The 22,042-nt window shown below is 71.3% G+C and carries 22 protein-coding genes; 18 read left to right on the forward strand and 4 right to left on the reverse strand.

The window, feature by feature from the left end:
* Nucleotides 1–166: 166 nt before the first annotated feature.
* The 9 genes from dop (at nt 167) to AB0C35_RS38005 (ending at nt 9,129) form a co-directional block, all read left to right on the forward strand.
* Nucleotides 167–1,684: a depupylase/deamidase Dop gene (gene dop, locus AB0C35_RS37965; protein WP_358466919.1), complete on the forward strand. Its 1,518-nt coding sequence runs from the start codon at nt 167–169 to the stop codon at nt 1,682–1,684.
* Nucleotides 1,685–1,970: 286 nt separating this feature from the next.
* The gene (locus tag AB0C35_RS37970) at nt 1,971–2,180 is read left to right on the forward strand and encodes a ubiquitin-like protein Pup (protein WP_358466921.1); all 210 of its coding nucleotides are present in this window, start codon (nt 1,971–1,973) and stop codon (nt 2,178–2,180) included.
* Between the two features lie 82 nt (nt 2,181–2,262).
* Entirely contained in the window at nt 2,263–3,405 is a 1,143-nt protein-coding gene (locus AB0C35_RS37975; RefSeq protein WP_358466923.1) for an endonuclease VII domain-containing protein, read from the forward strand.
* A 208-nt stretch (nt 3,406–3,613) separates the two neighbouring features.
* The gene (gene prcB, locus AB0C35_RS37980) at nt 3,614–4,402 is read left to right on the forward strand and encodes a proteasome subunit beta (RefSeq protein ID WP_358467096.1); all 789 of its coding nucleotides are present in this window, start codon (nt 3,614–3,616) and stop codon (nt 4,400–4,402) included.
* 21 nt (nt 4,403–4,423) lie between these two features.
* Entirely contained in the window at nt 4,424–5,248 is an 825-nt protein-coding gene (prcA, locus tag AB0C35_RS37985) for a proteasome subunit alpha (protein ID WP_358466925.1), read from the forward strand.
* A gap of 181 nt (nt 5,249–5,429) precedes the next feature.
* Nucleotides 5,430–6,788: a Pup--protein ligase gene (gene pafA / locus AB0C35_RS37990; protein WP_358466927.1), complete on the forward strand. Its 1,359-nt coding sequence runs from the start codon at nt 5,430–5,432 to the stop codon at nt 6,786–6,788.
* Between the two features lie 222 nt (nt 6,789–7,010).
* Complete coding sequence (locus tag AB0C35_RS37995; RefSeq protein ID WP_358466929.1) at nt 7,011–7,817, forward strand: FKBP-type peptidyl-prolyl cis-trans isomerase; 807 nt, start codon at nt 7,011–7,013, stop codon at nt 7,815–7,817.
* A gap of 121 nt (nt 7,818–7,938) precedes the next feature.
* Nucleotides 7,939–8,598 (forward strand): transcriptional regulator, encoded by a 660-nt coding sequence (locus AB0C35_RS38000; protein WP_358466931.1) that lies wholly within the window; start codon nt 7,939–7,941, stop codon nt 8,596–8,598.
* Nucleotides 8,599–8,631: 33 nt separating this feature from the next.
* Complete coding sequence (locus AB0C35_RS38005; RefSeq protein ID WP_358466933.1) at nt 8,632–9,129, forward strand: DUF3291 domain-containing protein; 498 nt, start codon at nt 8,632–8,634, stop codon at nt 9,127–9,129.
* Nucleotides 9,130–9,133: 4 nt separating this feature from the next.
* Here the strand turns inward: AB0C35_RS38005 and AB0C35_RS38010 are convergent, their stop codons facing one another.
* A complete protein-coding gene (locus AB0C35_RS38010) occupies nt 9,134–10,216 on the reverse strand; it encodes a DUF3866 family protein (protein WP_358466935.1) in 1,083 nt (360 codons plus the stop codon).
* Between the two features lie 101 nt (nt 10,217–10,317).
* Between AB0C35_RS38010 and AB0C35_RS38015 the strand changes: the two genes are divergently transcribed.
* From AB0C35_RS38015 to AB0C35_RS38040, 6 genes are all read left to right on the forward strand, one after another.
* Nucleotides 10,318–11,334, forward strand: coding sequence for a WYL domain-containing protein (locus AB0C35_RS38015; protein WP_358466937.1), 1,017 nt, complete (start codon nt 10,318–10,320; stop codon nt 11,332–11,334).
* On the forward strand, nt 11,331–12,347 hold the full coding sequence (locus AB0C35_RS38020) for a WYL domain-containing protein (RefSeq protein ID WP_358466939.1): 1,017 nt from the start codon (nt 11,331–11,333) through the stop codon (nt 12,345–12,347). Before AB0C35_RS38015 ends, AB0C35_RS38020 begins: the two co-directional genes overlap by 4 nt.
* 22 nt (nt 12,348–12,369) lie before the next feature.
* Nucleotides 12,370–12,591 carry a hypothetical protein gene (locus AB0C35_RS38025; RefSeq protein ID WP_358466941.1) on the forward strand — a complete coding sequence of 74 codons (222 nt, stop codon included), beginning with the start codon at nt 12,370–12,372 and terminating at the stop codon, nt 12,589–12,591.
* Between the two features lie 27 nt (nt 12,592–12,618).
* Entirely contained in the window at nt 12,619–12,945 is a 327-nt protein-coding gene (tatA, locus tag AB0C35_RS38030; RefSeq protein WP_358466943.1) for a Sec-independent protein translocase subunit TatA, read from the forward strand.
* Between the two features lie 48 nt (nt 12,946–12,993).
* Nucleotides 12,994–13,854: a twin-arginine translocase subunit TatC gene (gene tatC / locus AB0C35_RS38035; protein WP_358466945.1), complete on the forward strand. Its 861-nt coding sequence runs from the start codon at nt 12,994–12,996 to the stop codon at nt 13,852–13,854.
* Nucleotides 13,855–13,927: 73 nt separating this feature from the next.
* Nucleotides 13,928–16,696: a DEAD/DEAH box helicase gene (locus AB0C35_RS38040; RefSeq protein WP_358466947.1), complete on the forward strand. Its 2,769-nt coding sequence runs from the start codon at nt 13,928–13,930 to the stop codon at nt 16,694–16,696.
* Here the strand turns inward: AB0C35_RS38040 and AB0C35_RS38045 are convergent.
* Nucleotides 16,678–17,511, reverse strand: a complete 834-nt coding sequence (locus tag AB0C35_RS38045; RefSeq protein ID WP_358466949.1) for a hypothetical protein — start codon at nt 17,509–17,511, stop codon at nt 16,678–16,680. The two genes, AB0C35_RS38040 and AB0C35_RS38045, sit on opposite strands and share 19 nt — an antisense overlap.
* A gap of 23 nt (nt 17,512–17,534) precedes the next feature.
* A complete protein-coding gene (locus AB0C35_RS38050; RefSeq protein ID WP_358466951.1) occupies nt 17,535–18,395 on the reverse strand; it encodes an oxygenase MpaB family protein in 861 nt (286 codons plus the stop codon).
* Nucleotides 18,396–18,611: 216 nt separating this feature from the next.
* Here AB0C35_RS38050 and AB0C35_RS38055 point away from each other — a divergent pair, with 216 nt between their 5' ends.
* The gene (locus AB0C35_RS38055) at nt 18,612–18,974 is read left to right on the forward strand and encodes a hypothetical protein (protein WP_358466953.1); all 363 of its coding nucleotides are present in this window, start codon (nt 18,612–18,614) and stop codon (nt 18,972–18,974) included.
* A gap of 67 nt (nt 18,975–19,041) precedes the next feature.
* Here the strand turns inward: AB0C35_RS38055 and AB0C35_RS38060 are convergent, their stop codons facing one another.
* Entirely contained in the window at nt 19,042–19,911 is an 870-nt protein-coding gene (locus AB0C35_RS38060; protein WP_358466955.1) for an aldo/keto reductase, read from the reverse strand.
* Between the two features lie 191 nt (nt 19,912–20,102).
* Here AB0C35_RS38060 and AB0C35_RS38065 point away from each other — a divergent pair, with 191 nt between their 5' ends.
* Nucleotides 20,103–21,080 (forward strand): ATP-binding cassette domain-containing protein, encoded by a 978-nt coding sequence (locus AB0C35_RS38065; RefSeq protein ID WP_358466957.1) that lies wholly within the window; start codon nt 20,103–20,105, stop codon nt 21,078–21,080.
* Entirely contained in the window at nt 21,077–21,922 is an 846-nt protein-coding gene (locus tag AB0C35_RS38070; RefSeq protein ID WP_358466959.1) for an ABC transporter permease subunit, read from the forward strand. The genes AB0C35_RS38065 and AB0C35_RS38070 overlap by 4 nt, the downstream gene beginning before the upstream one ends.
* Nucleotides 21,923–22,042: the final 120 nt, after the last annotated feature.

Consider the following 22,042-nt stretch of genomic DNA (forward strand, 5'->3'; position numbering starts at 1 on the left):
CCTCGTCCCGCGACTCGCGGATCACCCACAGGCCGACGGCGAGCGCGACGAGGCCGAGCGGGGCGTTGCCCAGACGGGAGGCCGCCGCGTCCGCACGCCCCGCCACACCCCCCGCGAACACCCGGCCCCATGGCTCCACCCCCCACACCCCGATAGGCTCGACGATATGAGTGTTCGGCGGGTGATGGGCATCGAGACCGAGTACGGCATCTCCGTACCCGGGCAGCCAGGGGCCAACGCGATGGTGACCTCCTCCCAGGTCGTCAACGCCTACCTCGCGGCCTCTGCGGCACGAGCCCGCAGAGCGCGCTGGGACTTCGAAGAGGAGAACCCACTCCGCGACGCCCGGGGATTCGACCTCGCCCGCGAAGTCGCCGACCCCACCCAGCTCACCGACGAAGACCTCGGCCTCGCCAACGTCATCCTCACCAACGGCGCACGCCTCTACGTCGACCACGCCCACCCCGAGTACTCCGCACCCGAATGCACCAACCCCCGCGACGCCGTCATCTGGGACAAGGCCGGAGAACGGGTCATGGCCGACGCCGCACAGCGCGCCGCCATGGTCCCCGGCACCCACCCCATCCAGCTCTACAAGAACAACACCGACAACAAGGGCGCCTCCTACGGCTGCCATGAGAACTACCTCATGCGCCGCGAAACACCCTTCGCCGACATCGTCCGCCACCTCACCCCCTTCTTCGTCTCCCGCCAGGTCGTCTGCGGCGCCGGCCGCGTCGGCATCGGCGTCGACGGCCGAGGCGACGGCTTCCAGATCAGCCAGCGCGCCGACTTCTTCGAAGTCGAAGTAGGCCTCGAGACCACCCTCAAGCGCCCCATCATCAACACCCGCGACGAGCCCCACGCCGACCCCGAGAAATACCGCCGCCTCCACGTCATCATCGGCGACGCCAACATGGCCGAGCTGTCCACCTACCTCAAGCTCGGCACCACCTCCCTCGTCCTCGCCATGATCGAAGACGGCTTCCTCACCGTCGACCTGTCCGTCGACATGCCCGTCGCCGCACTCCGCGCCGTCTCCCACGACCCGTCCTGCAAGCACCTGCTCACCCTCCGCGACGGCCGCAAGATGACCGCCGTCCAGCTCCAGATGGAGTACCTCGAGCAGTCCCGCAAGTACGTCGAGGACCGCTTCGGCTCCGACGTCGACGAAATGACCACCGACGTCCTCGACCGCTGGGAATCGGTCCTCCACCGCCTCGGCGACGACCCCATGCAGCTCTCCCGCGAACTCGACTGGGTCGCCAAACTCGCCCTCCTGGAGGGCTACCGCACCCGCGACAACCTCGACTGGTCCCACTCCCGCCTGCAGCTCATAGACCTGCAGTACGCTGACATCCGCCCCGACAAGGGCCTCTACAACCGGCTCGTGGACCGCGGCCGCATCGAGCGCCTCGTCACCGAATCCGTCGTGGACGCCGCCATCGACGATCCGCCGGAGGACACCCGCGCCTACTTCCGCGGCCGCTGCCTGCGCCAGTACGCCGACTCCGTCGCGGCGGCCTCCTGGGACTCGGTCATCTTCGACGTGCCGGGCCGCGAGTCGCTCCAGCGCGTCCCCACCCTGGAGCCCCTGCGCGGCACCAAGCAGCACGTAGGGCCGCTCCTGGACCGCTGCCGGACGGCGGCCGACCTCGTGGCCACCCTGACCGGCCAGAGCTGACACACGCCCGTCTGAGCCCGGACGACGCACGAGCGCCGTCCGGGCTCATTCGCGCGCCCATTGGATAGTGTGACTATCGACGCCCTTATCGCCCGGCTGACCTGCACCAACAGGCGACATCTCGGTTTCGTGACCGGTATGCCTGTTTCAGTGGCGGGTCAACGGGCGATAACCCGAGCAAGTCCCCCGGCCCCCGGGGTGGAGACGGCGAAACGGGTTTCCAAGATCCGCTAGCCGTTGAAGATCGGAGATAGGGTCGGAAGGACCGGCAGAGCGGAGGTACGAGATGGCCACGAAGGACACCGGCGGTCAGAAGCAGACCCCCCGGCGCACGGAAGAGGTCGAGGAGACCGAGGCCACGACCACCGAGGACGTGCAGGAGCGCCAGGAAAAGCTCACCGACGACGTCGATTCGATTCTCGACGAAATCGACGAAGTATTGGAAGAAAACGCGGAAGATTTCGTCCGCGGATTTGTCCAAAAAGGTGGGGAATAATCACCTTAAACCGGACATGTCGGAATCGCCAACAAGAGGAATGCTCCGACTCTGAATAGAAATCCGAAGAGGTCCCAAAGACATGGGCGAGACCGGTATGGTCTCGCCCATGTCTTCGAAAAAATGTCCGGACTGTGGCGAAAGCAAGCCGACCACAGACTTCTGGAAGCTCAAGGCGTCCAAGGATGGACTGGCGTACTACTGCAAGGCTTGCTTCGGTCTGCGCAATAGCCGCTCATATCGACAGAAGCAGGCAAGGTTGGGCAAGCAGGTCAAGGCCTATCAGAGGCGGCGTCAAGTTCCTGAGGGAATGAAGTACTGCCCAAGGTGCGAGAAGGTAAAGCCTGTCGACGAGTTCGGCCGTAACCGTTCCGAGGAATCCGGGATCACCGGTTACTGCCGGCCGTGCCACAACCTGATCAAGAACGAGAGCAGGGAGCGCAACCACGGGAGCGTTCGAAACTACCTCCTGAAGCTGCGCTACGGCGTCACCGAGGACCAGGTCCGGCAGATGATCGCCGAGCAGGGCGGCATCTGCGTCATCTGCCTCCGCGCCGAGCCGAAGCACGTCGACCACGACCATATGACCGGGCTCGTCCGCCGCGTCCTGTGCTTCAAGTGCAACGGCGGTCTCGGCCAGTTCGAGGACGACCCGGAGCGACTGCGGCTCGCGGCGGAGTACCTGGAGCTGGAGGGTTCGCAAGCGCGGTGGCTGGAGCGCGAAATCGGTGCCCGGGTCTTGGGCGGGCCGGAGCGGGTGCGTTCGGACCCGGGCTGGCGGACGAGGTCGGACTCGCTGGGATCGGCGCGGCACTACCACCTTCGGCAGAAGTACGGGATCAACGATGAGGACGCCGACTGGCTGCTGAAAATGCAGGTCGGCCTCTGCGCCGTCTGCTCCGACTTTCCGGCGAAGCACGTCGACCATGACCATGCGACAGGTGCGGTGCGCGGTATCGCATGCACGGGCTGCAACAGCGGCATGGGGCAGCTTCGCGACGATCCGGTCGCGCTCCGTCGTGCGGCGGACTACCTGACGGGCGGCCTGGTCAAGACCGTCCCGACCCCTGATGGCGGTGCGCGCCTTTCGTTCACCGTCCCGGACATGGACCCTGCGAAGGTGCCGCCGGGCGGCTGGACGGCGCATTGGGAGGCGGACGGGCGGCATCGCAAGGCGAATCCGGAGCTCGGCATCCTTCGGGTGGGGCCGGTCTGGGTGGAGTGACGTCGGTGATCGCGGCCGGGGTTCGCCGTGGGCGGACTCGGCGGGGGATCATGCGGCATGCGCGTGGGCGACCTTGAACAGTAGGGTCGTAGTCGTCCGCGCCGGTGGGGTTGTGAGGAGCCGGCGCCATGGTCGAAGGGAAGGGAGTCGCGTGGCGTCCCACGAATCGCACACCGGGCGTCTGCCGGGGTTGTTCGCGAGCCCGGACATGTCGTCGTTCACGGAGTTCCTGGGGTCGTACTCGCCGGAGTCGCTGCCGGGCAGGCGGACGCCGCCGGCGTCGCGGGTGGGGGATGAGATCCCGCACGGGACGACGATCGTGGCGGTGAGTTTCCCCGGCGGGGTGGTGATGGCGGGGGACCGGCGGGCGACGGCGGGGAATGTGATCGCGCAGCGGGACATCGAGAAGGTGTTCCGGGCGGATGAGTTCTCGGCGATCGCGATCGCGGGGACGGCGGGGATCGGCATCGAGATGGTGCGGTTGTTCCAGGTGGAGCTGGAGCATTACGAGAAGCGTGAGGGCCGGACGCTGTCGGTGGAGGGCAAGGCGAACCGGCTGGCGACGATGGTGCGGCAGAACCTGGCGATGGCGATGCAGGGGCTGGCGGTGGTGCCGCTGTTCGCGGGCTATGACGAGGAGCGGGACGAGGGGCGGATCTTCTCCTATGACCCGGCGGGCGGCCGGTATGAGGAGCGGGACTTCTACTCGGTCGGCTCGGGGTCGGTGTTCGCGCGGGGTGCGTTGAAGAAGCTGTACCGGCCGGAGTTGTCGGCGGAGGACGCGGGGCTGGTGTGCGTGCAGGCGCTGTACGACGCGGCCGATGACGATTCGGCGACGGGTGGGCCCGATCTGACGCGCCGGATCTTTCCGGTGGTGGCGTCGGTGACGTCGGAGGGGTATCGCCGGCTGGGCGAGGACGAGGTGGGCGCGTTGGCGCAGGCCGTCGTCGATGGACGTTACGACTCGCCGGGCGGGCCTACCGCCCCGCTGCGATAGAAGGGATCCTGACCGGTGTCCATGCCGTTCTACGTTTCGCCCGAACAGCAGATGAAGGACAAGGCGGACTATGCGCGTAAAGGGATCGCGCGTGGCCGTAGTGTCGTGGTGCTGCAGTATGACGACGGCATCCTGTTCGTGGCGGACAATCCGTCGCGGGCGCTGCACAAGATCAGTGAGATCTATGACCGGATCGCGTTCGCGGCGGTGGGGAAGTACAACGAGTTCGAGAATCTGCGGCTGGGCGGGGTGCGGTACGCGGACATCAACGGGTATCAGTACGACCGCCGGGACGTGACGGCGCGGGGTCTGGCGAACGTGTACGCGCAGTCGCTGGGGACGATCTTCACGGAGACGAACAAGCCGTACGAGGTGGAGCTGGTCGTCGCGGAGGTGGGCGATGACGCGGAGACGGATCAGATCTACCGGCTGACGTTCGACGGTTCGGTGGCGGACGAGCACGGTTATGTGGCGATGGGCGGGCAGGCGGACGCGGTGGCGGAGTCGTTGAAGGACGGCTACCGGGAGGGTTCGTCGCTGGCGGGCGCGTTGCGGACGGCGGTGCGGGCGCTGGAGGCGCAGGATTCGGACCGGCATCTGGAGGCGACGTCGCTGGAGGTCGCGGTGCTGGATCGCAATCGTGAGCACCGGCTGTTCAAGCGGCTGGCGGCGGCGCGGATCGGTGATCTGCTGTCGGCGGCGGACGAGGGCGCGTCCGGGGGGTCTTCGGGCGGGGAGGACGCCGGGGCCGACGCCGGGTCGGGTGCGGACACCGGTTCGGGGCCGGCGTCGAAGCCGTCGAAGCCTGCGAAGCCGGCGGAGGACGCCGGGGGGGACGAGGACTGATCGGCAGGTCGGGGCGTCGCCTGTTGGCGGGGTCCCGGCCGGGTACGGGCCCGTCGTGGCGGGGTGGCGGTGGCCGCCCTTGCCGTGGCGGGCCTGTCGCGTGTGCGGCGGGCGTGGGTCCGGGGGAAACGGTGGGCTGGAGAGACTGCCAAGTCGGGGCTCGGCCGCATAGGGTCATGGTGTGGACAGGCGCATCTTCGGGCTTGAGAACGAGTACGGCGTCACCTGTACCTTCCGGGGGCAGCGGCGGTTGTCACCGGACGAGGTGGCGCGCTATCTGTTCCGGAGGGTGGTGTCGTGGGGTCGTAGCAGCAACGTGTTCCTGCGTAATGGGGCGCGGCTCTACCTGGACGTGGGGAGTCACCCGGAGTACGCGACGCCGGAGTGCGACAGCGTCGTGGATCTGGTGACGCATGACAAGGCGGGTGAGCGGATCCTGGAGGGTCTGCTGGTGGACGCCGAGCGGCGGCTCCGCGAGGAGGGCATCGCCGGCGACATTTATCTGTTCAAGAACAACACGGATTCGGCGGGGAACTCGTACGGCTGCCATGAGAATTATCTGGTGGGGCGGCATGGGGAGTTCGGCCGGCTGGCGGATGTGCTGATTCCGTATCTGGTGACGCGGCAGATCATCTGCGGTGCGGGGAAGGTGCTGCAGACGCCGCGTGGGGCGGTGTATTGCGTGTCGCAGCGGGCGGAGCACATTTGGGAGGGTGTGTCGTCGGCGACGACGCGTTCGCGTCCGATCATCAATACGCGGGATGAGCCGCATGCGGATGCGGAGCGGTTCCGGCGGCTGCATGTGATCGTCGGGGACTCGAACATGAGTGAGACGACGATGCTGCTGAAGGTGGGCGCGACGGATCTGGTGTTGCGGATGATCGAGGCGGGCGTGGTGATGCGCGATCTGACGCTGGAGAATCCGATCCGGGCGATCCGTGAGGTCAGTCATGACATGACGGGGCGGCGGAAGGTGCGGCTGGCGAACGGCCGGGAGGCGAGTTCGCTGGAGATTCAGAAGGAGTATTACGGGAAGGCGCGCGATTTCGTGGACGCGCGCGGCGGGGACGCGACGGCGAAGCGGGTGCTGGAGCTGTGGGAGCGGACGCTGCGGGCGGTGGAGACGGGCGAGCTGGATCTGGTGGCGCGGGAGATCGACTGGGTGGCGAAGTACCAGCTGATCGAGCGGTATCGGCGGAAGTACGATCTGCCGTTGTCGTCGCCGCGTGTGGCGCAGCTGGATCTGACGTATCACGACGTGCATCGTGAGCGGGGGCTGTACTACCTGCTGGAGAAGCGGGGTGCGGTGGACCGGGTGACGCGGGATCTGGACATCTTCGAGGCGAAGTCGGTTCCGCCGCAGACGACGCGGGCGCGGCTGCGGGGTGAGTTCATCCGGAAGGCGCAGGAGAAGCGGCGTGATTTCACGGTGGACTGGGTGCATCTGAAGTTGAATGATCAGGCGCAGCGGACGGTGTTGTGCAAGGACCCGTTCCGGTCGGTGGACGAGCGGGTGGACAAGCTGATCGCCGGTATGTAGGGGCGGGTGCGACACGCGTGCGCCGGGGGCTACCGGCCGGTCACCTGGGCGGTAGGGTGAGCGCGCAGTAGCGCTCACCACCCCTCGAAGGACCCCCGTATGCGTCGTCGTGTCCGGTTGTTGCCCGTGGTCGCCGTGTTCGCAGCGCCGTTGGTGTTGTCCGCGTGTTCCGGTGGCGGTTTGGACGTCACGGTGCGCGGGGATTTCGGGAAGTTGCCGGAGGTGGAGTTCCCGGAGGGTGAGCCGGGCGACTCTCTGGCGGTGGAGACCGTCAAGGAGGGGGAGGGCGCGGCGGCCCGCAAGGGTGATCTGGTGGTGGCCGACTATGTGGGTTACCGGTGGAGCAAGTCCGAGCGGAAGCTGCTGGCGAGCAGTTATTCGAAGGGGCAGCCGGGTGCGTTTCCGACGGGTCAGCTGGTGCCGGGGCTGACGAAGGCGTTGGAGGGGGCGCGTCCGGGGTCGCGTGTGGTGGCGCGGATTCCGCCGGAGGACGGTTTCGGGGAGAAGGGCGACCCGAAGCATCAGGTGGGCGGGGACGACACGCTGGTGTACGTGCTGGACGTGCGTGCGGTGTATGCGCGGACGGCGGGGCCGCGTGGGGACAGGCAGGCGCCGCTGGATGATCCGGGGCTGCCGAAGGTGGCGGACGCGTCGGCGGGGCAGGTGCCTCGGGTGACGGTGCCGCGGGCGGCGGCGCCGAAGAGGCTGCAGGTGCGGACGCTGGTGCGGGGCGGCGGCCCGGCGGTGAAGAAGGGTCAGCTGCTGGCGTTGCAGTACGCGGGGTATTTCTGGCGTGACGGGAAGGCGTTCAACTCGTCGTGGTCGGAGGGGCATCCGGCGGCGGTGACGATCGGGACGGGCCAGGTGATGAAGGGCTGGGACCAGGGTCTGGTCGGGCAGCGGGTGGGGAGCCGCGTGCTGCTGGTGGTGCCTCCGTCGCTGGGGTACGGGGAGAAGGGCCTGGCGCAGTTCGGGATCAAGGGGAGCGACACGCTGGTGTTCGTGGTGGATCTGCTGGGCGCGCACTGACGGTGACGTCCGCGCTCTCCTGAGCGGACTCCTCCCCTGAGCGGCGCCCCCGCTGAGCTGAGTCCTCTCCTGGGCGGAGTCCGCTTCTAAGCGGAGTCCTCGTTGTTCTTAGAATGGCGGGGTGGAGGACATCGACGCGATCGCGTTGCTGCAGGATCCGGTGCGGCGGCGGCTGTACGAGTTCGTGGCGGGCCGGGGCCGCGAGGTGGGGCGGAACGAGGCGGCGGAGGCGGCGGGGGTCGCGCGGACGCTGGCGGCGTTTCACCTGGACAAGCTGGTGGACGCGGGGCTGCTGGAGGCGGGGAGCAGGCGGCTGACGGGGCGTTCGGGGCCGGGTGCGGGGCGTCCGGCGAAGGTGTACCGGCGGTCGGCGGGGGAGCGGGCCGTGTCGGTGCCGGCGCGTGACTACCGGACGGCTGCGGGGCTGCTGGCGGAGGCGGCGGAGGCGGCGGGGCTGGACGCGGAGGTGCGGGACGCGGCGCGGCGGCGCGGCCGGGCGCTGCGGGGGCCGGGCGGGCCCTGCGGAGATCTGGGGGAGTTGGCGGAGGTGTTGTCCGCCCGCGGTTATGACCCCGTTCCGGATGAGGGCGGTGAGGTCCTGCGGATGCGCAATTGCCCGTTCGATGTGGTGGCCGAGGCGTTTCCGCCGCTGGTGTGCGGGATGAATCTGGCGCTCCTGGAGGGGCTCGTGGAGGGGTCTTCGCAGGTCAGTGTGCGGATGGATCCGCGGCCGGGCTGGTGTTGCACGGTGGCCGAAATCTCTAAAAACAATGAGCGTTGACATAGAAGCGGGGGGCGTGGTGGGGTGAAGCCCATGACCGAACACGGACGTGCCCGCGCGCACCATCTCGCCCAGTTCAACGTCGCCGCGCTCAACTTCCCGCTGGACGATCCGCGGATGGCGGACTTCGTCGCGATGCTCGAACCCGTCAACGCGCTCGCCGATGCGGCCCCCGGGTTCGTGTGGCGGCTGACGGAGGAGGGCGAGCCCGACGCCACCGGGATGCGTCCCGCCGGCGAGGACGTGATCATCAATTTCTCGGTGTGGGAGTCGTCCGAGGCGCTGTGGGACTTCGTCTACCGCAGCGCGCACCTGGAGACGATGCGGCGCCGCCGGGAGTGGTTCCGGCGGCATGTGGACGCGCACGCCGTCCTGTGGTGGGTCCCGGCCGGGTACATCCCGACCGTCGAGGAGGGCCTGGAGCGCCTGGCGCTGCTCCGCGAGGAGGGCCCGTCCCCGAGCGCCTTCACGTTCGCCTCGGCCTACACGGCCGGGGAGGCCGCGGGCGCGGGGGAGCCCGCGGCCGTCTGAGGCGTCAGCCGAGGAGGGCTGCGGTGTGGCGGCCCGCGGCGGCGGCGGTGAGGAAGTAGGGGAGGTCCTCGTCGAGGCGGCGGCCCATGGTGGACAGCCGCACGCCCCAGTCCTTCTCGGCGGCGCCGAGGATCTCGCGGAGGCCGTCGACGGGGACGGGGACGAGGCGGTGGCGGTCGCCGAGGGGCGCGGCGGCGGCGGCGACGCGGGCGCCGAAGGGGCCGCCGAGTTCGGGGACGGGGATGTCGGCGGCGGCGAGGGCGACGCGGCCGTAGGCGGTGAGCGAGTGGTGGGAGACGCCGATGTGGCGTTCGCGCCGGTCGCCTTCGCTGACGCGCAGGGATCCGACGGGCCGGCCGCCGAGGACGGACGCGGCGTTGACGGCCTCCCCGGCCGTGACGCCCGAGAAGCCCCACCGGGTGCCCGTCCCGAGGTTCCCGGGGCCCTGGGCGAGGACGGCGGCGTCGGCGCCCAGGATGAGGCGGGCGGCGAGGAGGCCGGTGTGGACGGTGACGGCTTCGAGGTCGCCGCCGAAGGCCTGCCCGGCGGTGACGGTGGCGGCGAGGACGCCGGCGTCCTTGAGGCGGGCGATGGACATGGAGAACCAGGCGGGCAGCGCCCCTCCGTCCGGCATGACGTACACGACGCGGGCGGAGGGCCGCTCGGCCAGGAGCGCGGCGAGGATCGGCGGGAGTGCGGAGTGCAGGTCGGCGACGACGACGGGCATGCCGTCGAGTGAGTCGGCGTCGCGGAGGACGTCGTGGTGGGGGGAGTCCTGCTCGTCGGCGCCGAGGACGGTGGCCTGGAGGGGCGTGTAGCGGGCCTTGACGAGGTGGCCGGGGCCGGCCGGGTCGGGCGGGAGCCGGTCGGGGACGGCGACGACCATGGCGTAGCCGCCGGTGCCGAGGCCCATCGCCAAGGCCGTAGTGTTGAGCAGGACGGTGTCGCCGGGTTCGGGACGTCCCACGAGGGCGGGGTAGGCCAGGGCGCGGTGCGTGCCGTCGCCCCCGATCGAGACGTTCAGCTCGACCGCCCCGGGCCATTCGCGGCGGATGTCCTCAACTGTGCCTTTGCGCCATCGGATCACACCGGGAAACGGTAGCGTCCTGAACGGCGGGACGCGGCCGTGGCCGGACGGACCCGCCGAGCGCGGTTCAGGGGCCGATGAAGCGGAGAGGTGGTGACGAAGTGTCGCGGCGCAAGACCGAGCGCCTGCTCAATCTGGTGGTCTGCCTGCTCGCCACCCGGCGCTATCTGACGGCCGAGCAGATCCGCCGTGCGGTGCCCGGCTATCCGGACTCCGACGAGGCGTTCAAGCGGATGTTCGAGCGGGACAAGGAGGAGCTGCGCGAGCTGGGCGTCCCGCTGGAGGTGGGCAGCGACCAGCAGGGCGGCGGCGGCGAGGAGATCGGGTACCGGATCCCGCCGCAGGCCTACGAGCTTCCCGAGATCCATCTGACGCCGGACGAGGCGGCGGTGCTGGGGCTGGCGGCGCGGGTGTGGCAGCGGGCCAGCATGGCGGAGGCGGCCTCCGGGGCGCTTTTGAAGCTGCGGGCGGCGGGGGTGGAGACCGACGCGCCGGCGGCGGTGGGCATCGAGCCGCGCGTCGACACCCAGGATCCGGCGTTCCCGGCGCTGTGGGAGGCGGTGCGGGACGGGCGGCCGGTCGCGTTCGACTACCAGGGGATCGGGCGGACGTCGGTGGCGCGGCGGCATCTGGAGCCGTGGGGCGTGGTGAGCCGGCGGGGCCGCTGGTACGCGGTGGGCTTCGACCGGGACCGCGACGAGCAGCGGGTGTTCCGGCTGAGCCGGATCGTCGGGGACGTGGCGGCGGACGGGCCGGCCGGGTCGGTGACCGTCCCGGACGGGGTGGACGTGCGGCGCATCGCGTTCGACTGGGGCGAGCCGGTGAGCGAGCCGCGCCCGGCGTCGGTGCTGCTGCGGGCGGGTGCGGCGCAGGGGCCGCGGCGGTGGGCCAGGGACGTGCGGCCCGCGCAGGACGGGCCCGGTGACGGGGAGTGGGACGAGGCGACGCTGACGTTCCGTGACGCGGACCGGTTCGCGCCGTATCTGGCGCGGTTCGCGGGCGACGTGGTGGTGCTGGATCCGCCCGACCTGCGGGAGGCGGTGATCCAGCATCTGAAGTCGGTGCTGGCGGCGCAGCAGGGGGCGGCCGAGATGGACGGGACGGTGAACGGGCGGTGACCGCGAAGGCGACCGGCAGGGGCGTCGCGAAGGGCCCGGCGACGACGTCGACGGACCGGCTGGGGCGGCTGCTGGCTCTGGTCCCGTACGTGGTGAACCGCGATTCGGTGGCGCTGGGGGAGGCGGCCGCCGCGTTCGGGGTGACGGAGAAGCAGCTGATCGACGACCTGAACCTGCTGTGGTGCGTGGAGCTGCGGGCGCCCGATCCGTACTGCCCGATCGACCTGTCCTACGAGGGCGGGGAGATCACGGTGGCGGAGGCGGAGTCGATCGCGCGGCCGCTGCGGCTGAAGGTGGACGAGGCGTCGGCGCTGCTGGTGGCGCTGCGGATGCTGGCGGGCATCCCGGGCCTGGACGACCGGGACGCGCTCAGCCGGGTGATCGCCAAGCTGGAGAGCGCGGCGGGCGCGGCGGCGGCGGTGTCCAGCCAGGTCGCGGTGGAGGTCGACGCGTACGGCGGGTCCGCCGACCCCGGGCGCAGCGGCCTCGGCACGCTGCGGGACGCGATCGCGCGGGGCCGCCGCGTGCACCTGACGTACTACGTCCCGGCGCGGGACGAGAACACCGAACGCGACGTGGACCCGATGCGGCTGCTGGTCGTGGAGGGCAACACGTATCTGGAGGGGTGGTGCCGGCGGGCGGAGGCGGTGCGGCTGTTCAAGCTGGACCGGATCGCCGACCTGGCGGTGCTGGACGTGCCCGCGAGCGTGCCGGACGACGCCGAGCCGATCGACGTGGACGCGGGCCTGTTCCGCCCGTCGCCGCAGGACGAGGCGGTGACGCTGGAGCTGACGCCGCGGGGCCGGTGGGTCGCCGACTACTACCCGTGCGAGAGCGTCGAGGAGCTGGGGGAGGGGCGGCTGCGGGTGGTGCTGCGCACGCCCGACACCCGGTGGGTGCGGGGCCTGGCGCTGCGGCTCGGCGACCAGGGGCGGGTCGTGGCGCCCGCGCGGCTGGCGTCGGGGATCCGGGAGGACGCGGTGCGGGCACTGGCCCGCTACGGCATGGCGTGAGCCGATCGGCTACCGTGGCGGTGTGGCGTGGGTTGCGGTGTCGGTGTCGCTGGGCTTCCTCGGCCTGGCCGTGCTCGCCTGGTGCGCGTTCAAGGTGTGGCTGGGCGTGCGGCGGTTCGGGCGTGAGCTGGAGAGGACCAGGCGGCGGCTGGAACCGAAACAGTCGGTGCTGCGCGATGAAGTCTCCCGGATGGAGGAATCGCGTACGTCACAATCACCCGAAGACGGCGTACGATCGTCCTGAGCGCCTCCCCTGCTGAAGAGGAATGTCATGGCTGGACTTGGCACCACCGAGATTCTGATCATCCTGGCAGTCGTCCTGCTGCTGTTCGGATCGGCGAAGCTCCCGACGCTCGCGCGGTCGCTGGGCAAGTCGGCGCGGATCCTGAAGGCGGAGACCAAGGGCCTGCACGACGACGATGACGGCGAGACGGACGGCAGGGCCGCCAAGGCCTCCGGGTCCGCGCAGGCCGGGCAGGACGCCCCGCGGGACGACGCGGCCGGTGACGCCCAGCGTCCCCGCGGCGAGCTCGCGGCCGGCGAGCCGATCCAGGGCGTGCCGGTGTCGGACCCCGGCCGGGTCCACAAGGGCGGCTGACCGCGCCCGCCAGCGACCGCCGCCCGCCCCCGAGCCTGAATGCCGACGATGAAGCTGAGCAGGAGCGACACCGCCCCCGACGGTCGCATGCCCCTCTTGGAGCATCTCCGTGAGCTGCGCAACCGGCTGATCAAGGCGATCCTGGGCCTCGTGCTCGGCGCGATCGTCGGGTGGATCCTTTTCGAGCCGATCTGGGACTTCCTCAAGCAGCCGTACACGCGCATCCCGGCCGAGCACTGCCTGGAGGGCAAGTGCGACCTGGTCGTGCACGGGATCTTCGACGGGTTCTTCGTCCGGCTGAAGGTCTCGCTGATGGTCGGGGCGGTGCTGTCGTCGCCGGTGTGGCTGTACCAGATCTGGGCGTTCGTCGCGCCGGGCCTGTACAACAAGGAGCGCCGCTGGACGTACACGTTCCTGGCGGCGGCGGTGCCGCTGTTCGGCCTCGGCGCCGCGCTGGCGTACCTGACGATGGACAAGGGCCTGCAGATCTTCATCGGGCTCGCGCCGGGCGACACGACCGTCCTGGTCGGCGTCCAGGACTATCTCGGCTACGCCCAGGCGATGCTGTTCATCTTCGGGCTGACGTTCGAGCTGCCGCTGTTCGTGGTGATGCTGAACCTCGTCGGGGTCCTCACCCACGAGCGGATCCGCAAGTCGCGGCGGATGCTGATCTTCGGGGTGTTCGTGTTCGCCGCGATCGCCACCCCCAGCCAGGACCCGTTCACGATGCTGGCGCTGGCGCTGCCGACGATCGTGCTGTTCGAGGTCGCCGAACTGATCGCGTTCGTGCACGACCGCCGCAAGGCCCGCGAACCCGACCCGTACGAGGGGCTGGCCGACGACGAGGCGTCCCCGCTGGACCTGGACAAGATCGACGCGGAGCTGGAGAAGGGCGGCCGGACCGGCTGAGCGTGCGCGCCGTCCGGCCGGCCGCGGGGAACTGATTGGGAATCGGGCCGCTCGAAACCGTAGGCTCGAAGGCATGACCTCCCCCGACACGACGTCGGCCGGACAGACTCCGGCCCAGCGGTACGCCGCCTACCGCGAGCGCACCGCGGGCAGCGGCCCGGCCCTGCTGGACTTCCGCACCCTGTACGACTTCGAGCTGGACCCGTTCCAGATCGAGGCGTGCCGGGCGCTGGAGGACGGCAGCGGCGTCCTGGTCGCCGCGCCCACCGGATCGGGAAAGACGGTGGTGGGGGAGTTCGCCGTGCACCTCGCCCTCACCGGCGGCACCAAGTGCTTCTACACCACGCCGATCAAGGCGCTGTCGAACCAGAAGTACGCCGACCTCGTCAAACGCTACGGGCCCGAGAAGGTGGGGCTGCTCACCGGCGACAACAGCGTCAACGGCGAGGCGCCGATCGTCGTGATGACGACCGAGGTCCTGCGCAACATGCTGTACGCGGGGTCGCACACCCTCGCCGGGCTGGCGTTCGTGGTGATGGACGAGGTGCATTACCTCGCCGACCGGTTCCGCGGCGCCGTCTGGGAAGAAGTGATCATCCACGTTCCCGAGTCGGTGCGGATCGCGGCGCTGTCGGCGACGGTCAGCAACGCCGAGGAGTTCGGCGAATGGCTGCAGGAGGTCCGCGGGGACACCTCGGTGATCGTCGACGAGCACCGTCCCGTCCCGCTGTTCCAGCACATGCTGGTCGGCACCCGCCTGTACGACCTGTTCGTCGACACCGGCAAGGGCGGGGACCGGCAGGCCCGGCTGAACCCGCAGCTCACCCGCATGGCGGTGGAGGAGGTCCGGCGCGCCAAGGTCAACCAGGGGCGGCGCACCGGGCGCCGCCGCACGGCCCGGCCGCAGCGGTTCCGGCCCCCGGCGCGGCCCGACGTGATCGAGCGGCTTGAACGCGCCGGGCTGCTCCCGGCGATCACGTTCATCTTCAGCCGCGCCGGCTGCGACGCCGCCGTCCTGCAGTGCCTGCACGCCGGGATCCGGCTCACCTCCAAGGAGGAGGCCGAGGAGATCCGCGCGCACGCCGAGCTGCGCACCGCCGACATCGCCGCGGAGGACCTGCGGATCCTCGGGTACGGCGACTTCCTCGCCGCCCTCGAACGCGGCGTCGCCGCCCACCACGCCGGGATGCTGCCGACGTTCAAGGAGATCGTCGAGGAGCTGTTCACCCGCGGGGTGATCAAGGCGGTGTTCGCGACGGAGACGCTCGCGCTCGGCATCAACATGCCCGCCCGCACCGTCGTGATCGAGAAGCTCGACAAGTGGAACGGCGAGGCGCACGTCGACCTCACCCCCGGCGAGTACACGCAGCTGACGGGCCGCGCCGGGCGCCGCGGCATCGACGTGGAGGGCCACGCCGTCGTGGTGTGGGGGCCGAGCGTGGAGCCGGCGTCGGTGGCGGGCCTCGCCGGCACCCGCACCTACCCGCTGAACTCCAGCTTCCGGCCGTCGTACAACATGGCCGTCAACCTCGTCGGCGCCGTCGGCATCGAACGCGCCCGCACGCTGCTGGAGGAGTCGTTCGCGCAGTTCCAGGCCGACCGCGCCGTCGTCGGCCTGGCCCGGCAGGTGCACAAGAACGAGGAGGCCCTCGCCGGGTACGCCAAGGCCGCCGAGTGCCACCTCGGCGACTTCATGGAGTACGCGGCGATGCGGCGGCGGCTGTCGGACCGCGAGGCCGAGCTGTCGCGGGAGCGGGCCGGCGCCCGCCGCGCCGAGGCCGCGAAGTCGCTGGAGCATCTGCGGCCCGGGGACGTGATCATCGTGCCGTCGGGGCGGCGCTCCGGCCTCGCCGTCGTCCTGGACCCCGGTGTCGGGCGCCGCTCCGACGGGCCCGCGCCGCTCGTGCTGACGGTGAACCGGTCGGTGCAGCGGCTGTCGATCCAGGACTTCCCCCGCGCCGTCGAACCCGTCGAGCGGGTCAAGATCCCCAAATCGTTCAGCCCCCGCAACCCGCAGGACCGCCGCGACCTGGCGTCCACGCTGCGCACCAAGGTCCCCGACGACGTGCGGGCCGGCAAGCGGTCCCGGGCCGACTCCGCCGCCGCCGACGACGCCGAGATCACCCGGCTGCGCGCCGACCTGCGCCGCCACCCGGTGCACGGCTGCGACCAGCGGGAGGAGCACGCCCGGTGGGCCGAGCGGTACCACCGCCTGGACCGCGAGACCGAGCAGCTGCGCCGCCGCGTCGAGGGCCGCTCCCAGGTCATCGCGCGGACGTTCGACCGGGTCTGTGCCGTCCTGCAGCAGCTCGGGTACCTGGAGGGCGACTCGGTCACCGCGGAGGGCCGCCGCCTCGGCCGCATCTACAACGAGCTGGACCTGCTGACCGCCGAGAGCCTCCGCGAGGGCCTGTGGGAGAAGCTCGGCCACGCCGAGCTGGCCGCGTGCGTGTCCGCGCTGGTGTACGAGTCGCGGCAGCCCGACGACGCCGCGCCGCCTCGCACGCCCGCGGGCCCCGCGCAGGACGCCCTCGCGGCCATGGTGCGGCTGTGGGGCGTGCTGGAGGCCGTCGAGCACGACAACCGGGTCTCGTTCCTCCGCGAGCCCGACCTGGGTTTCGCGTGGACGGCGTACCGGTGGGCCAAGGGCGACGACCTCGACGAGGTCCTCCTCGAAAGCGACCTGACCGCGGGCGACTTCGTCCGCGCCGTCAAGCAGCTCCTGGACCTGCTCGGCCAGGTCGCCGACGCCGCCCCGCCGAACAGCCACATCCGCAAGACCGCCCGCCGCGCCATGGACGCCATGCGCCGCGGCGTCGTCGCCTACTCGTCGGTGGGGTGATCGGCGGGCAGCGCCAGGTCGGCGATGACGAGGGAGGCGAAGGCGCCGCGGGCGGCGACCGCCGCCCACAGGACGGGCACGACGGCGGCGAGCGCGACCCACCCGATGCCGTGCACCAGCAGCGAGATCAGCGCGGCGACGGCGGCGATGCCGGCGCCGGTGACGGCCGCGGCGAGGCCGGCGCGCAGCGGGCCGGGGCCGTCGGCGGCGGCGTCGGTCAGCCCGAACTGGTGCAGCACGCCCATGATCAGCCCGAGCGCGCCGAGGGTGACCGCGCCGGTGACGTAGAGGGTGACCGCGAGGCCGGAGGTGAGGAAGACGGCGGCGTGCCCGGCGATCGCCGCCGCGTCGCCGGCGCGGACGAACGCCGGGAAGTCCGCGAACGCGGCGGGGTCGGCCGACAGGAACCTCTTCCACCCGTCGCCGCCGGGGCCGTGGACGACGGCCAGGCACATCACCAGGCACGCGAAGAGGACCTGGCAGGCCGCCCACCGGGACCGTCCCGCCGCCAGCAGGAACCGGGCCGCCAGGAAGCCCGCGGCGGTGAGCGCGATCTCCGCCGCCGCCAGCGGCCACAGGGGGACGTCGTCGCGGTGGTGCAGCGTCGCCCACTGCGGGTGGGCGTGCGCCACCAGCAGGCTCGCCGGGACGAACACGACGACGCTGTAGGTCATCGCGAGCATGAAGTACCGGCCGGTCACGCCGCGGGCGGGACGCGGCTCGGGACCGGCGCCGCCGAGCTGGTGCGCCGCGGCAAGCGCGATGCCCGCCCCGGCCGCGTACGACCAGGGCAGGTCGGCGTAGACGCCCAGCATCGGCGGACCTCCGGGGCGATGGGTCAGGCGTGGACGCGGCTGCGGGAGCGGCGGGCCGACAGCGTCCGGTTGACGCGGTGGCTCGCCAGTTTGACCAGGAGCGGCTGGGGCGGGCGCCGCAGCGGGCCGGGCGTCAGGTGGTGCAGGTCGGTGGCCGTGCGCAGCAGCAGGTCTGAGACGCGGCGGCGGTTGTGGGTCCACGGCAGCCCGTACTGCTCGCGCAGCGTCTCGGGCAGCAGCGCAGCGGTGAGCAGGCGGAACACGGCCATGGCGGGGGCCAGCGGGCGCAGCTTGCGGGGCCACAGGACGGCGGCGGCGACCTCGCGGGCGGTGTCGGTCACCTCCAGCCCGGCGAGCGTCTCGTCCATGTAGGCGCGGAACGCGGCCAGGTCGGCGGGCTGCGACTCCAGCGGGCAGCCGAGGACCTCGGCCACGACGCGGGACTGGCGGTAGTACTCCCCGGCCAGGTCGGGCTCGTCGTCGCCGGGCCGCATGACGTGCTCGTAGACGTGCAGGGCCGAGTCGATGAGGGTCGCGTTCACCCACATCTGCAGGTCGGGGTCGTTGCCGGTGTAGCCGTCGCCGCGGACGGTGGTGTGGATGCCGCGGACCTTCGCGGCGATCCGCGCGACCTCGTCCGGCGTCCCGTAGGTGACGATCAGCAGGAAGTCCAGCGTGCCGAACAGCCGGGCGAGGGGACGGTCGGCGAAGTCGCTGTGCTCGGCGACGCCGCGGGCCACCCGCGGGTGCGCGAGCTGCATCAGCAGGGCGCGGCCGGCGCCGAGGCCGATGAGCGGCTCGGCGGCGATGGCGCGCAGCACGTCGCGGTCGGCGAGCCGGTCGGCGAGGCGTTCCGGTGCGGGCATCTGCGGTGTGGCGGGCACGGGGCCTCCCGGCGGGTCGGATCCTGCGCGGCCATCCTCGCCCAGTTATTGGCAAATGGTCAATAACCGGCGAGGCGGGCAGAGGTGCCCCAAAGTCGGGAAATCGTCACAACCGGTGGTGATCGGTGTCACAATCGGTGCGCCCGATCACCATTGAGGGCCGTGGGACGAGCGAGCACCGTGGCGCCCACGTGATTCACGAGAAAGGTCCCGACCGTGGCCATCCGCGACAAGATGCGCGCCAACGCGGCCCACGTCCTCCAAGAAGGCGAGAACGTCCAGGCGGTGTTCGGCGCCCAGACCACCAGCCAGTACTTCGCCCTGCTGTCCTACTGGATCATCATCTTCAGCAACGCCTACCGGGTCGTCGTCGTCACCGACCGGCGCATCCTCGTGTGCCGGTCCGGGCGGCTGCGCATGACGCCGGTCAACGAGGTCCTGCGCGAGCTGCCGCGCAACACCCGCATCGGGCCGCCGAGCGGCCTGTGGTGGCGCTGCGAGACGCTCGGCGAGCGCCTGTACGTCCACAAGCGCTTCCACAAGGACGTCAACGCCGCCGACGGCGTCGCCGCGGCCTGACCGCACCGCCGGACGGCGCCCTCCCGCCGCGGCGGGAGGGCGCCCGCGCGTCTCCGGAGACGCGGCGTCAGGAGGCGAGGGCGTTCAGCGCGGCGATCTGCTCGCCGCCGAGGGCGGCGCCCGCGGCGGCGACGTTCTCCTCCAGATGCGCCACGCTGGACGTGCCGGGGATCGGCAGCATCACCGGGGAGCGCGCCAGCAGCCACGCCAGGCTCACCTGCGCCGGCGTGACGCCGGCGGCGCGGGCGATCTCCTCCACCGGCCCGCCCGGCCCGGCCAGCCGGCCCGCCGCGATCGGGAACCACGGGATGAACCCGATGCCCTGCGCCTCGCAGTGCTCCAGGACGTCCTCGGACCCGCGGTCGGTCAGGTTGTACCGGTTCTGCACCGTGACGATCTCCGCCGTGCGGCGGGCGTCCTCGATCTCCCGCACGCTCACCTCCGACAGCCCGATCGAGGCGATCTTGCCCTCGTCGCGCAGCGCCGCCAGCTCGCCGATCTGGTCGGCGAGCGGCACCTCCGGGTCGATACGGTGCAGCTGGAACAGCCCGATCCGCTCCACGCCCAGGCGCCGCAGGCTCATCTCCACCTGCTGGCGCAGATAGGCGGGACGGCCCAGCGTGTGCCACCGGTTCGGGCCCGTCCGCACGAAACCCGCCTTGGTCGCGATCAGCAGGCCGTCCGGATAGGGGTGCAGCGCCTCCCGGATGATCTCCTCGCTGTGGAACGGGCCGTAGGAGTCGGCGGTGTCGATGAAGTCCACCCCCAGGTGGACGGCGCGGCGCAGCACCCGCACCGCCTCCGCCCGGTCGCGCGGCGGCCCCCACACGCCCGGGCCGGTCAGGCGCATCGCGCCGTACCCGAGGCGGTGGACGGACCGGCCGGCGACGGTGAACTCACCGGACGCGTGCGCGGGCGCGGACGTGGGAGGCGACATGATCCCGACCCTACCGGGGGCCGCGGGCATGGTTCCCGCGTCCTGACCCGGGCAACCCCGTTCGACAGGACCACCGCACCCCTGCGAAAGTCGGAGGCGGATCCACCCCAGGGAGGAACCGCCCCCGGTGCCCGGGACGCTACCGTGATCCCGATCACGGTTTTCATCAGTGAAACAGCCAGGATGTGTGCATGATCGAGGCGGAGAACCTCACCAAACGCTACGGCGACAAGACCGCCGTGGACGATCTTTCCTTCACCGTCGCCCCCGGACGGGTGACCGGGTTCCTCGGCCCGAACGGCGCCGGGAAGTCGACCACCATGCGGCTGCTGCTCGGCCTCGACCGGCCGGACCGCGGCGACGCCCGCATCCACGGCGTCCACTACCGCGACCTGCCCGCCCCGCTGCGCTCCGTCGGCGCCCTGCTGGAGGCCAAGGCCGTCCACACCGGCCGCAGCGCCCACAACCACCTGCTGGCCCTCGCCCAGACGCAGGGCATCGGCAAGAAGCGCGTCGACGAGGTCGTCGAGCTCGTCGGCCTCACCGGCGTCGCCCGCAAGCGCGCCGGCGGCTTCTCGCTGGGCATGGGGCAGCGGCTCGGCATCGCCGCCGCGCTCCTCGGCGACCCGTCGGTGCTGATCCTGGACGAGCCCGTCAACGGCCTCGACCCCGAGGGCATCGTCTGGATCCGCACCCTCATGCAGCGGCTCGCGTCCGAGGGGCGGACAGTGTTCGTCTCCAGCCACCTCATGAACGAGATGGCCGTCACCGCCGAGCACCTCATCGTCATCGGGCGCGGCAGGCTCATCGCCGACTGCTCCACCGAGGAGTTCGTCGAGCGCAGCACCGAGAAGATGGTGACCGTCCGCAGCCCCGACGCCGGGCGGCTCGCCGGCGTCCTCGCCGCCGAGGGCGCCAAGGTGCGGCCCGACGGCGACTCCCTGCTCACCGTCACCAACATGGAGGCGCCCCGCGTCGGGGAACTCGCCGCCGCCGAGGGAGCCGTCCTGCACGAGCTCACCCCGATCCGCGGCTCACTGGAGGCCGCGTTCATGGAACTGACCCGCGAGAGCGTCGAGTACGGCGCCGCCGGCGGGGCCGCCCCCGGCGCGATCCCGCCCGGCGCCGATCTCGCCGCCGGTCCCGCCGAGAAGGGGGAGACCCGATGACCGCCGCCGCCACCGAGCCCGCCGCGCAGCCCGCCGGCGGCCCCGCCGCGCACCCGCGGCCCGGCTTCGGACGGCTCCTGCTCGCCGAATGGACGAAGATCCGCACGGTCCGCTCCACACTGTGGACGCTGATGCTGCTCGTCCTCGTCAGCCTGGGGTTCACCACCCTGCTGGTGGGCCTGACCATGGCGCAGTGGGACAACATGACCGCCGCCGACCACGCGTCGGTCGCCGCGGACCCGGTCAGCTTCATCCTCGGCAGCGGGTTCTTCCTCGGCCAGCTGACCGTCTGCGTCCTCGGCGTCCTGGTGATCGCCTCGGAGTACTCCACCGGCATGATCCGCGCCAGCCTGCTGGCGGTGCCGCGGCGGCTGCCGATGCTGTGGGCCAAGGCCCTGGTGTTCGCCGCGGTCGTCCTCGTCGTCGGCCTCGCGGTGTCGTTCACGTCGTTCTTCATCGGCGCGGCCCTCATCGGCGACAAGATGGAGGTGTCGCTCGGCGGCGACGGCGTGCTGCGCGCCGTCGTCGGCGGCGGCCTCTACCTGGCGATGCTCGGGCTGTTCGCCCTGGCCATCGGCGCGATCGTGCGGCACACCGCCGGCGCCATCACCGGCGTGATCGGGTTCGTGCTCGTGCTGGCGCCCCTCGCCATGCTGCTGCCCGGCAAGATCGGCGACTACGTCTACTCCTACCTGCCCTCGGAGGCCGGCTACCTGATCACCAAGGCCCAGCAGGGCGAGGACGACCTGCTGACGCCCTGGCAGGGGTACGGCGTGTTCGCCCTCTGGACGTTCGCGCTCCTCGCCCTTGCCGCGTTCCTCCTCAAACGCCGCGACGCTTAACCCGCACCGCCCGGAACGTCCCCGCGCCGCCGAACAGGCCAGGCGCGGGGACGTTCCGCCTTTTCGGGGTCCGTCTCACATCCCGACCGTTGCATGGTGCAAAGATCGGGCGTACGCTCC

The sequence above is a fragment of the Spirillospora sp. NPDC048819 genome, assembly GCF_040650055.1.
GTDB lineage: Bacteria > Actinomycetota > Actinomycetes > Streptosporangiales > Streptosporangiaceae > Spirillospora.